We start from the raw sequence: 12111 nt of genomic DNA, 5'->3' as shown, positions 1-12111 counted from the left end.
CGTGGAGTTTACGCGCTCAGCCGGCTGTTGCGGAAAACGGCCCCCGGGCGCAGCGTCAGCGCCCACAGCCGCTTCCCCTATTCTGGACAAGCCCAGTCGAGGAAGGGACCAATAGTGGCGCTCGTCGTGCAGAAATACGGCGGCTCGTCGGTGGCGGATGCCGATCGGGTCCGCAGCGTCGCCGAGCGCATCGTCGAGACCAAGAACGACGGCGACGACGTCGTCGTGGTGTGCTCGGCGATGGGAGACACCACCGATGACCTGCTGGACCTGGCCCAACAGGTGTCGTCGGCGCCACCGGCCCGGGAACTGGACATGCTGCTCACCGCAGGCGAGCGGATCTCCAACGCGCTGGTGGCGATGGCCGTCGCGGAGTTGGGCTGTCAGGCTCGCTCCTTCACCGGATCGCAGGCCGGGGTGATCACCACCGGCGTGCACGGTAAGGCCAAGATCATCGAGGTCACCCCGGGCCGGCTGCAGGCTGCGCTCGGCGAGAATCAGGTGGTGCTGGTCGCGGGCTTCCAGGGTGTCAGCCAGGACACCAAGGACGTCACCACGCTGGGCCGCGGCGGCTCGGACACCACCGCGGTGGCGCTGGCCGCGGCCCTGAACGCCGACGTCTGCGAGATCTATACCGACGTCGACGGCATCTACAGCGCCGACCCGCGCATCGTGCCCAACGCCAAGAAGTTGGACACCGTCACCTTCGAGGAGATGCTCGAGCTCGCCGCCTGCGGCGCCAAGGTGCTGATGCTGCGCTGCGTCGAGTACGCCCGCCGCTACCACCTGCCGATTCATGTGCGCTCGTCGTACACGGACAAGCCCGGCACCATCGTTACCGGATCGATCAAGGACATCCCCATGGAAGACGTGCTGCTGACCGGAGTCGCCCACGACAAGAGCGAAGCCAAGGTGACCGTCGTCGGCATCCCTGACCTGCCCGGCTACGCGGCCAAGATCTTTCGCGCGGTCGCCGACGCCGACATCAACATCGACATGGTGTTGCAGAACGTCTCCAAGCTCGAGGACGGCAAGACCGACATCACCTTCACCTGTCCGCGCGACAACGGCCCGGCCGCGGTGGCCAAGCTGGAATCGCTCAAGACCCAGATCGGCTTCACCGAGGTGCTCTACGACACCAACGTGGGCAAGGTGTCGCTGGTCGGTGCGGGCATGCGCAGCCACCCGGGCGTCACGGCAACCTTCTGCGAGACGCTGGCCGACAACGGCATCAACATCGACCTGATCTCCACCTCCGAGATCCGCATCTCGGTGCTGGTGGCCGAGGACGACTTGGACAAGGCCGTAGTCGCACTGCATCAGGCATTCGATCTCGGCGGCGACGAGGAAGCCACCGTCTACGCCGGAACGGGGCGCTGACATGGCCGCCATAGGAGTGGTCGGCGCGACCGGCCAGGTCGGCCAGGTGATGCGCACCCTGCTTGAGCAGCGCAACTTCCCCGCGGACAACCTGCGGTTCTTCGCCTCGGCGCGATCGGCCGGGCGCAAGCTGGCGTTCCGCGGCGTCGAGATCGAGGTCGAGGACGCCGAGACCGCCGACCCCGCCGGCCTGGACATCGCGCTGTTCTCGGCGGGTGGGGCGATGTCGAAGGTGCAGGCGCCGCGGTTCGCCGCCGCCGGGGTCACGGTGATCGACAATTCCTCGGCGTGGCGCAAGGACCCCGAGGTTCCGCTGGTCGTCGCAGAGGTGAACTTCGACCGGGACGTGCGTGGGAAGAAGTTGGCCAAGAGCATCATCGCCAACCCGAACTGCACCACCATGGCGGCGATGCCGGTGCTCAAGCCGTTGCACGAGGAGGCCGGCCTGACCCGGCTGATCGTCTCGACCTATCAGGCGGTCTCGGGCAGCGGACTGGCCGGGGTGCAGGAGTTGGCCGGGCAGGTCCGCGCGGTCGCCGACGGCGCCGAGCAGTTGGTGTACGACGGCAGTGCCGTCGACTTCCCGGCGCCGAACACCTACGTCGCGCCGATCGCCTTCAACGTGGTCGCCCTGGCCGGCAGCTACGTCGACGACGGTTCCGGTGAGACCGACGAGGACCAGAAGCTGCGGTCCGAGAGCCGCAAAATCCTCGGTATCCCAGACCTTTTGGTGAGTGGTACCTGCGTCCGGGTGCCGGTGTTCACCGGGCACTCGCTGTCGATCAATGCCGAGTTCGCCCGGCCGATTTCGCCGGAGCGGGCCACCGAGCTGCTCAAGGCCGCACCGGGTGTGACGCTGACCGACGTGCCCACTCCGCTGGCCGCCGCCGGCGCCGACGACTCCCTGGTGGGCCGGATCCGGGTCGACCCCGGCGCGCCCGACGGGCGCGGCCTGGCGTTGTTCGTCTCCGGGGATAACCTGCGTAAAGGTGCGGCGCTTAACACGATTCAGATCGCCGAGCTGCTGGCTGCGTCCTAGTCCGGCAGCGTTGGGCGCCGAACGTGCACCGGCTGCGAAAGATCGCAACGAATATCGCGGTGATTGCACGCTCGGCGACGGGTATGGCCGTGGCGGCGCTGATGACGGGCCCGCTGGTCGCCCACGCCGAACCGCCGGCGCCGATCCCGCGTCCGGTGTTGTGGCCGCTGGCCGAGGGGCAGGTGGTCCGGATCGGCCCGAGTGCCGGAACCGGCACGCTCACCGGTGATTACGGCATCGGGGCGACCGATCTGTGCGAGTTCATGGAGTTCCCCAGCGCGGTGCTGCAGATCTGCGGGGACAGCTTCGCCGGCCAAGGCGTGGGGTTCGGCGGCTGGTACTCACCGATCGCGTTGCGGCTGGATCCGGACTCGGTCGACGACGCCGACGGCGTGCGCTACACCGGGGTGATCGGGGTGGACCGGCCGCTGCTGGCCGACCCGGCACCGGCCGGCAGCACGCAACTGCCGGCCGGGATCGTCTCGATCAACCGGACCAACTACCTGATGGTGACCACCGCCACGATGCTGGTGCCGCAGTCATCCCGGCTGGTGAAAGCCGATCCGGCGCAACCAGGTTGGCAGACGGTACCGGGATCGGTACGACCGGCCTCTTACCACGATTTCGGTCAGTCCCAGATCAGCGGCTACTACGATCCGGTTCCGACACCGGATTCGGTCACCGGCTGGGTGTACGTGGTGGCCAACAACTTCGACCGCAGCGCGTCGGTGACGTTGTACCGGGTCACCCCGGACAAGTTCACCGACCGGTCGGCCTGGCAGGGCTGGGCCGCCGGCAACGGTTGGGGGCATAAGCCCACGCCGTTGTGGAACGACCAGATCGGCGAGCTGAGCCTGCGCCAGGTCGACGGCAAGCCGGTGCTGTCCTACTTCAACGGCACCACCGGGAACATGGAGGTGCGGGTGGCCTACGACCCGACCGGTCTCGGGACGGCGCCGGTGACCACGGTGGTGCAGCACGCCGAGTGGCCGGATCCGCCGGTGCCCGTCGAGACCCTGCCCTCGCCGTTCGACAACCGGCTGGCCCAGCCCTACGGCGGCTACATCTCACCGGGGTCGACGCTGGACGAGCTGCGGGTGTTCATCAGCCAGTGGCATAACAGCGATCCGCGCGCCCGGGCGCCGTATCGGGTGATCCAGTTCGCGGTCAACCCGTTCAAGCCGTGGTCGGTCAGCTGAACAGGCCCCACAGGTCGGTCCAGAAGTCGCCGCCCGATCCGGTGTCGCCGAGCAGATCGAGGTCCGCGTCGGCCGGACCTGAGGGGGTGACGTCCGGCGCGTAGTCCTGGATGTTGTCGCCGAGGGCGCTCGCGACATTGTTGCTGCTCCCGTCCCAGCCGGCGTAGGCGATGGCGTGCAGGCCCTCGGCGGTGGCGGTGTTGAAATGGCTGTCGTAGACGCCGGGCACGACAGAGGCACCCGCATTCGCGACGGCATAGTCGCCGGTGGCGGTCGCCACGTTGCCGTTGCCCCACGCCGCCGACGCGCTGGCGTGATCGCCCAGCGCGGACGCATAGTTGAACGACCCGGTGTCGCCGACCGCGGCGTTGCTGTGGTCGCCCTGCGCCGAGGCGTAGTTGAAGAAACCGCTCATGGCGTTGGCGTTGGCGAATTCCCCGTAGGCGAAGGCGATGTTGCCGAAGCTCGAGCTCGCGTTCGCATTGCCGAGAGACAACAAGTCGAACCCGCTGATCGACAATGCGATGTTGCCGAAGTCGTCGGGGAGGGTAGGTGCTGTCGCGGCCGCCGTACCCACCGTGGCGACGGCGTCGCCGAGGTCCGCGGCGGCCAGCGCCCCGGCGACACCCAACGCGCCGGCGCCGCCGTCAGCCGAGAGTGTTCCCGCGCCCGCGATCGGCGTTGCTGCCAAGGCGGCCCCGACCCCGAGTCCCAGCGCCAGCATGCCCAGACTGCTGACTTGCTTCAGATTCCCCATGTTCGTGCCTTCCCCTACCTTCCAGCCGACCTGGCTGGTGTAGTCCTGACGGTAGGAGCGCAACTCACGGCTGCGATACAGGGTTTTCCCTGGACTTTCTGAACTGCCGTACAGGGTCGACTCGGGATTTGCCGATTACGGCGGCGCCCCCGGGCTCGTAGCGGACGCATAGCCAGCACCTAGCGGGGCTGGGCGATTACTCGCGCACCATGTCAACCATGAGCGAAACACCTGACACCACAACCACCCCACCCGCACCACCGGGTGAGCCCAAGCCTTACTGGCTCTACCGGCTCGCGGCCTGGGTCGCCATCGTCGCCGGAATCGTCTTCATCGTCTCGTCGATCTTCTTCGCCGGAGTGTGGGCCAGCAAGGGCGGCCCGCGCGGGCATCACTGCCACCACAAACACCACGGGGCGATGTTCCACAAGGGCTTCCACGAGGGGTTCCACGGGGGGTTCCACCATGGCCCCCATCGCGGTCCCGGTCCGGTGGCTCCTCCCTCGGGACCGGAAGCCGCGGGACCCGGGGAGATTCCGCCGTCGGTCACCCGCCCCCCGGCGCCGACGCCGGGCCGGTAAGCCCCGGCCACGAACAACCAGCCGCCGCCCCACCCGAAGGGCGGCGGCTGGCGTCGTTGTCAGGCATGATTGGGCGATATGACCGAAACACCTGCACCGACGCCGCCGCCACCGCCGCCACCGGCAGCACCGGCGGCCAAACCGAACAGGCTGTATCAGGCCGCAGCGTGGGTGGTGATCATCGCCGGGACCGTGTTCGTGGCCGCGGTGATCTTCTGCGCCGGCAGCTACCTCAGCAACGGTGGTTGGCACGGACACCAGCACGGGCATTGCATGATGCACCACGGCCCGCCGATGGGCCACGGCTTCGGGCCCGCCGGCCCCGGCAACGAACCGGGCTGGCCGGGGTTCCGTCCCGCCGGCCCGGGTAACCCGCCCGGCGGTCCGGTCGGTCCGCCGCCGGGGCCGCCGTCCGCGCCGCCGGCACCGCACCGGTAATTCCCACGAGACCCGCCGAAGTGTGCGGTTTCCGACGCCTCGCATGGCGAGTAACACAGGAAACCGCACACTCGCGGGCCCCGTTGGCCAAAGCCCTTTGAATAAAAAAGGAGACGTGACGGATGGCCGAGCACCACACCACCACCGAGGCCGGTGCTCCGGCGCCGAGTGACACCGACTCGCTCACGGTCGGCCCGGACGGCCCGATCCTGCTGCAGGACCACTACCTGCTCGAGCAGATGGCGATGTTCAACCGGGAGCGCACCCCGGAACGCCAGCCGCATGCCAAGGGAGGCGGGGCATTCGGGCACCTTGAGGTGACGGCCGATGTCAGCGCCTACACCCGGGCGGCGGTGTTCGCGCCGGGAGTCAAAACCGAGATGCTGGCCCGGTTCTCCACCGTCGCCGGTGAACGCGGCAGCCCCGACACCTGGCGCGACGTGCGCGGATTCGCGCTCAAGTTCTACACCTCCGAGGGCAACTTCGACATCGTCGGCAACAACACCCCGATCTTCTTCATCCGGGACCCGATGAAGTTCCAGCACTTCATCCGATCCCAAAAACGGCTGGTGGCAAGCAATCTGCGCGACCATCACATGCAGTGGGATTTCTGGACGCTCAGTCCGGAATCAGCGCATCAGGTGACCTATCTGATGGGTGATCGGGGTCTGCCGAAAACCTGGCGGCACATGAACGGCTATGGCAGCCACACCTACAGCTGGGTCAACGCCGCCGGAGAGATCTTCTGGGTCAAGTACCACTTCATCAGCGATCAGGGCGTCGAGTGCCTCACCCAGGACGAGGGGGAGCGGCTGGCAGGCGCCGACGCCGATTACCACCAGCGTGATCTGTACGACGCGATCGAACGCGGCGAATACCCCAGCTGGGCGGTGAAGGTGCAGATCATGCCGTTCGAGGACGCCAAGACCTACCGGCTCAACCCGTTCGATCTCACCAAGGTGTGGCCGCACGCCGACTACCCGCTGATCGACGTCGGGCGTTTCACTCTGGACCGCAACGTCGCCGACTACCACAACGAGATCGAGCAGGCGGCGTTCGAACCGAGCAACACCGTGCCCGGCGCCGGGCTGAGCCCCGACAAGATGCTGCTGGCCCGCGGCTTCTCCTACGCCGACGCTCACCGCGCGCGGATCGGAACCAACTACAACCAGTTGCCGGTCAACGCGCCGAAGACCGACGTGCACACCTACTCCAAGGACGGCAAAATGCGGTTCCGCAACGCGTCCGACCCGGTGTACGCGCCGAACTCGGTCGGCGGCCCGGCCGCCGACTCGGCTCGCGCCGCCGAGGTGCGCTGGCATGCCGACGGTGAGATGGTGCGCACGGCGTACACGCTGCGTGACGGCGACGACGACTTCGGACAGGCCGGAATCCTGGTCCGTCACGTGTTCGACGAAGAGCAGCGGAAACGGTTGGCGGCCAACATTATCGGCCATGTCTCCGCCGGGGTTCGCGAGCCGGTGCTGTCGCGGGTGTTCGAGTACTGGCACAACGTCGACGAGGACCTGGGCCGCAATGTGGAGGCCGGGGTGCGGGCCAACCTTTCCTGACGGGCGGGCCACCGTCCTGGCATGATCGAGCCATGAGCATCGACGTGGTTTTCGCCACCGAGTCGACCGTGCCCGGCGGTGGCCGAGACGGCCACGTCCGCTCCGCGACCGGAAACGCCGACTTCATCGTTTCGGCGAAGGTGTAAGCATGCGAGCCGCTGCGGGACTCGTGGTGGCGAGCCTGGGTCTGGCCGTGATGTCCACGGCGACCGCCCCGGCCGCTGTGGCGCGGCCCTCCGAACCCGGGGTGGTGTCCTACGCGGTGTTGCCCAAGGGCTCGGTCGGCAACATCGTCGGCGCCCCGATGACCTGGGACGCGCCGTCCGGCCAGCCGTTCCAGGCGTTCTGGGTCGACGATCCGGCCTGCAACAATTGGGCCGACATCGGCTTGCCCGAGGTCTACAACGACCCCGACCTGGCGTCGTTCAATAGCGCGGTCACCCAGACCGCGGCCAACGACCAGACGCATTTCGTCAAGCAGGCGGTGGGGGTGTTCGCCACCGAGGCCGCCGCCGACCGGGCCTTCCACCGCATCACCGACCGCACCGCCGAGTGCTCGGGACGCACCACCGCGATGCACCTGGACAACGGGATCACCCAGGTGTGGGCATTCGACGGCGGGCCGGCCGGGGCGACCGATGCCGCCTGGGTCAAGCAGGAAGCCGGCACCGATCGGCGCTGTTTCAACCAGACCCGGCTGCGGCTCAACGTGCTGCTGCAGGCCAAGGTCTGCCAGTCCGGTAACGCCGGACCGGCGGTGAACGTGCTGGCAGGAGCGATGCAGAACTCGCTGGGCCAGTAACGGGCCGTCACGGTGTCGGTGGCTCCGGTAACGTCGAAAAGATCGACGGGCGGAGGGGTTGATATATGGCGCTCGCCGCGGCGACTCAACTGTCCCGCGTCGTTGAGCCGCGCCCCGGTGAGACCGAACTGTCCGGTTCCGCCGAAGCCGCCGAATACATCGCCGACCGCTGCCTCACCGATGCGCCGCCGGGCCGGGTGGGCTTAGAGATCGAGGCCCACTGTTTCGACCCGGTCGATCCTCGTCGGCGCCCCGGCTGGGCGGAGATCGGCGAGGTGCTGGCGTCGCTGCCGGTGTTGCCGGGTGGCAGCAGGGTCACCGTGGAACCCGGTGGCGCGGTGGAGTTGTCCAGCCCGCCGTTGGCCGGTGCGCCCGCTGCGATCGCGGCGATGGCCGCCGACCAGGCGGTGCTTCGAGCCGCGTTCGCCGATGCGGGGCTGGGGCTGGTGGCCCTCGGTGCCGACCCGTTGCGACCGACGCAGCGCATCAACCCGGGTCCGCGCTACGCGGCGATGGAGCAGTTCTTCGCCGCCAGCCACACCGGTTCGGCCGGTGCGGCGATGATGACGTCGACGGCGTCGGTCCAGCTCAACCTGGATGCCGGCCGGCGTTCCAGGTGGGCCGACCGGGTGCGGCTGGCGCACGCCTTGGGTCCGACCATGGTCGCGATCGCCGCCAATTCCCCACTGTTGAGCGGCAAATTCTCCGGCTGGCGTTCCACCCGGCAACGGGTCTGGAGCCGGCTGGACTCGATGCGGTGCGGTCCCGTCCTGGGACTGGACGGCACCGACCCGGCATCCGATTGGGCGCGCTACGCCCTGAAGGCGCCGGTGATGCTGGTGCATGCACCCGAGGCCATTCCGGTCAGCCGGTATGTGCCGTTCGCCGACTGGGCCGACGGACGGGTGCGCCTGGGTGGCCGCCGCGCCACCAGCGCCGACCTCGATTACCACCTGACCACGTTGTTCCCGCCGGTGCGCCCCCGCGGCTGGCTGGAGATCCGCTACCTCGACAGTGTCGGGGATGCGCTCTGGCCGGCGATCGTCTTCACCTTGGCGACCCTGCTCGACGACCCGGTCGCCGCCGACGCTGCCGCCGACGCCGTCGCGCCCGTCGCGACCGCCTGGGACGTCGCCGCCCGGATCGGACTGGCCGACACGCGGCTGCACGCGGCTGCCCGGCGATGCGTGGGACTGGTGGCCGGTCGGGCACCGGCCTCGCTGCGTGACGGGGTGGACCGGTTGGCCGAGATGGTCGAATGGGCCCGCTGTCCGGCCGACGACGTCGCCGACGAGGTGGCTCGCGCCGGCGTGACCGCGACGGTGGCCAGGCTGGCGGGAGGACGGTCGTGACCAAGGCCGTCACCAAGGCCGTCACCAAGGCCGTCACCAAGGCCGAGACGCTGGCCGGTGAGCTGTCGCGGGCACGGGAACGCACGCTGGCGCTCGTCGATTTCGACGAGGCCGAACTGCATCGCCAATACGACCCGCTGATGAGCCCGTTGGTGTGGGACCTGGCCCATATCGGCCAGCAGGAGGAGCTATGGCTGCTGCGCGGCGGGGACCCGGACCGGCCCGGGATGCTGCCGGCCGACGTCGAGGGCCTCTACGACGCCTTCGTTCATCCGCGGGCCAGCCGCGTCGACCTGCCGCTGCTCTCCCCGGAGCAGGCCAGGAAATATTGCGCCACAGTCCGATCCAAGGTGTTCGACGAACTGAACACGCTGCCCGGTGATTTCGCGGACGGTTTCGTGTTTGGGATGGTGGTCAGTCACGAACACCAGCACAACGAGACCATGCTGCAGGCACTGAACCTGCGCACCGGCGCGCCGCTGCTCGATGCCGGCCGCCTGCTGCCGGCGGGCCGGCCCGGCGTGGCCGGGACCTCGGTGCTGGTGCCGGCCGGCGAGTTCGTGCTCGGCGTCGATGCCACCGCCGAACCCTTCGCGCTCGACAACGAGCGGCCGGCGCATCGCGTGCAGGTCGCGGCCTTCCGGATCGGCCGGGTGCCGGTGACCAATGCCGAATGGCGGGCGTTCATCGACGACGGCGGCTACCGGCAACCGCGGTGGTGGACCGAGCGCGGCTGGTCCCACCGGATGCAGGCCGGCCTGACCGCGCCACAGTTCTGGAGTCCCGACCACAGCTGTCGGACCCGCTTCGGTCACCTCGAAGACCTCCCCGACGACGAACCGGTGCAACACGTCAGCTACTTCGAGGCGCAGGCCTACGCTGCCTGGGCAGGCGCCCGGCTGCCCACCGAGATCGAATGGGAGAAGGCCTGCGCGTGGGATCCGCAGGCGGGCGCGCGACGTCGCCGCCCCTGGGGCGACGGCGAGGCGACGGCCCATTTGGCCAACCTCGGCGGCGCGGCACTGCGCCCGGCCCCGGTCGGGGCGTATCCGAACGGCGCGTCGGCCTACGGGGCCGAACAGCTGCTCGGCGACGTCTGGGAGTGGACCAGCTCCCCGCTGCAACCGTGGCCGGGCTTTACGCCGATGATCTACCAACGCTATTCCGAACCGTTCTTCGGCGGCGACTACCGGGTGCTGCGCGGCGGGTCATGGGCGGTCGCGCCCGAGATCCTACGGCCCAGCTTCCGTAACTGGGACCACCCGTACCGTCGGCAGATCTTCGCCGGCGTCCGCTTGGCCTGGGACGTCTGATGTGCCGGCATCTGGGCTGGCTGGGCAGACCGCGTTCGCTGGCCGAGTTGATGCTGGAACCGCCGTACGGTCTGCTGGTGCAGTCCTATGCGCCGCGCCGCCAACAGCACGGGCTGCTCAACGCCGACGGCTGGGGCGCCGGGTTCTTCGATGTCAGCGGCAGCGACGAACCGCGGCGCTGGCGCAGCGCCTCGCCGCTGTGGAGTGACACCTCGTTCGCCTCGGTGGCGCCGGTGTTGTCGAGTCATTGTGTGGTGGCGGTGGTGCGCTCGGCCACCGTCGGCATGCCGATCGAGGCCAGCGCCACCGCCCCGTTCACCGACGGGCACTGGCTGCTGTCGCACAACGGTGTGGTGAACCGCGCGGTGCTGCCCACCTGCGCGGGAGCCGAATCCGTCTGCGACAGCGCGATACTGGCCGCGACGATCTTCGAGCACGGGGTGGACTCGCTGGCGGAGGTGATCGTCGAGACCGCCGCGGCCGATCCGCAGGCGCGGCTGAACATCTTGGCCGCCAACGGCTCCCGCCTGCTGGCCACCACCTGGGGAGATACCTTGTCGATGTTGCACGGTGCTGACGGCGTGGTGCTGGCCAGCGAACCCTACGACGACGACCCGCGCTGGATAGACATACCGGACCGGCACCTCGTCGACGCCCGTGACGGCGAGGTCAGTGTCACCGCGTTGGAAGGAAGTCGATGACGGGTTTCGATGCGGCGGTCTCGCTGTCCAATCACCTGGCTGCCGACGCCGCCCGCACCGCGCTGCGCGAAGACGTCCGGTTCGGCCTGCAGCAGCATCCGAAGACGTTGCCGCCCAAATGGTTCTACGATGACACCGGCAGTGAACTGTTCGATCGGATCACCCGGTTGCCGGAGTACTACCCGACCCGCGCCGAGACGGAGATCCTGCGCGAACACTCCGCGGAAGTGGCGTCGCTGTCCGCGGCGGACACCCTGGTCGAGTTGGGCAGCGGTACCTCGGCGAAGACCCGGATGCTGCTTGATGCGTTGCGCGACACCGGGTCGCTGCGCCGATTCGTCCCGTTCGACGTGGACGCCGGCATTTTGGAGACGGCGGGGGAGGCCATCGCCCGCGACTATCCCGGGATCCAGGTGCATGCCGTCTGCGGCGACTTCGAGCACCATCTGGCGCAGATCCCCGAGGGTGGCAGGCGGCTGTTCGTGTTCCTCGGGTCCACCATCGGCAATCTGACGGCGGGTCCGCGCGCCGACTTCCTGGCGGATCTCTCCGCGGTGATGCGTGACGGCGACGGCCTGCTGCTGGGGACCGACCTGGTCAAGGACACCGCGCGGCTGGTGCGTGCCTACGACGACGCTGCCGGCATCACGGCGGCCTTCAACCGCAACGTGCTCGCCGTGGTCAACCGGGAACTCGGCGCCGACTTCGACCTGGACGCGTTCGCTCATGTGGCGCGGTGGAACTCCGGCGAGCAGCGCATCGAGATGTGGTTGCGGTCCCGCCGCCGGCAGCGCGTGGTGATCGCGGCGTTGGACCTGGCGGTCGAGTTCGCGGCCGGCGAGGAGATGCTGACCGAGGTGTCCTGCAAGTTCCGGCCGGAGCAGGTGGCTGCCGAGTTGGCCGCCGCGGGACTGCGCCGCCGGCGATGGTGGACCGACGCAGCGGGCGATTTCGGCCTGTCGCTCGCCGTCAGATGAG

At 68.9% G+C, this 12111-nt stretch carries 12 protein-coding genes; 11 read left to right on the top strand and 1 reads right to left on the bottom strand.

Going from position 1 to position 12111, the window contains the following annotated elements; genetic code table 11:
- Positions 1–114: 114 nt before the first annotated feature.
- From DQP56_RS12695 to DQP56_RS12685, 3 genes are all read left to right on the top strand, one after another.
- Positions 115–1380: an aspartate kinase gene (locus DQP56_RS12695; RefSeq protein WP_112685919.1), complete on the top strand. Its 1266-nt coding sequence runs from the start codon at positions 115–117 to the stop codon at positions 1378–1380.
- Between the two features lies 1 nt (position 1381).
- Positions 1382–2419 carry an aspartate-semialdehyde dehydrogenase gene (locus DQP56_RS12690; RefSeq protein ID WP_112685917.1) on the top strand — a complete coding sequence of 346 codons (1038 nt, stop codon included), beginning with the start codon at positions 1382–1384 and terminating at the stop codon, positions 2417–2419.
- An 83-nt stretch (positions 2420–2502) separates the two neighbouring features.
- Entirely contained in the window at positions 2503–3618 is a 1116-nt protein-coding gene (locus tag DQP56_RS12685; protein WP_112685915.1) for a DUF4185 domain-containing protein, read from the top strand.
- Here the strand turns inward: DQP56_RS12685 and DQP56_RS12680 are convergent.
- Positions 3611–4375, bottom strand: coding sequence for a hypothetical protein (locus DQP56_RS12680; RefSeq protein WP_112685913.1), 765 nt, complete (start codon positions 4373–4375; stop codon positions 3611–3613). The two genes, DQP56_RS12685 and DQP56_RS12680, sit on opposite strands and share 8 nt — an antisense overlap.
- Before the next feature lie 218 nt (positions 4376–4593).
- Between DQP56_RS12680 and DQP56_RS12675 the strand changes: the two genes are divergently transcribed.
- From DQP56_RS12675 to egtD, 8 genes are all read left to right on the top strand, one after another.
- A complete protein-coding gene (locus DQP56_RS12675; RefSeq protein ID WP_234825641.1) occupies positions 4594–4956 on the top strand; it encodes a hypothetical protein in 363 nt (120 codons plus the stop codon).
- Positions 4957–5034: 78 nt separating this feature from the next.
- Complete coding sequence (locus tag DQP56_RS12670; RefSeq protein ID WP_112685909.1) at positions 5035–5394, top strand: hypothetical protein; 360 nt, start codon at positions 5035–5037, stop codon at positions 5392–5394.
- Between the two features lie 122 nt (positions 5395–5516).
- Positions 5517–6965: a catalase gene (locus DQP56_RS12665; protein ID WP_112685907.1), complete on the top strand. Its 1449-nt coding sequence runs from the start codon at positions 5517–5519 to the stop codon at positions 6963–6965.
- 148 nt (positions 6966–7113) lie between these two features.
- The gene (locus tag DQP56_RS12655) at positions 7114–7767 is read left to right on the top strand and encodes a sensor domain-containing protein (RefSeq protein ID WP_112685905.1); all 654 of its coding nucleotides are present in this window, start codon (positions 7114–7116) and stop codon (positions 7765–7767) included.
- A 65-nt stretch (positions 7768–7832) separates the two neighbouring features.
- A complete protein-coding gene (gene egtA, locus DQP56_RS12650; RefSeq protein ID WP_112685903.1) occupies positions 7833–9119 on the top strand; it encodes an ergothioneine biosynthesis glutamate--cysteine ligase EgtA in 1287 nt (428 codons plus the stop codon).
- A gap of 50 nt (positions 9120–9169) precedes the next feature.
- Positions 9170–10432, top strand: coding sequence for an ergothioneine biosynthesis protein EgtB (egtB, locus tag DQP56_RS12645; protein ID WP_435673859.1), 1263 nt, complete (start codon positions 9170–9172; stop codon positions 10430–10432).
- Positions 10432–11133 (top strand): ergothioneine biosynthesis protein EgtC, encoded by a 702-nt coding sequence (gene egtC, locus DQP56_RS12640; RefSeq protein WP_112685899.1) that lies wholly within the window; start codon positions 10432–10434, stop codon positions 11131–11133. Before egtB ends, egtC begins: the two co-directional genes overlap by 1 nt.
- Entirely contained in the window at positions 11130–12110 is a 981-nt protein-coding gene (gene egtD / locus DQP56_RS12635) for an L-histidine N(alpha)-methyltransferase (RefSeq protein WP_112685897.1), read from the top strand. The genes egtC and egtD overlap by 4 nt, the downstream gene beginning before the upstream one ends.
- Position 12111 lies beyond the last annotated feature (1 nt).

This window comes from Mycolicibacter senuensis, from assembly GCF_003284925.1.
Taxonomy (GTDB): Bacteria; Actinomycetota; Actinomycetes; order Mycobacteriales; family Mycobacteriaceae; genus Mycobacterium; species Mycobacterium algericum_A.
Note: the sequence above shows the minus strand (reverse complement) of the source record. Positions and strands in the feature narration are given on the sequence as shown.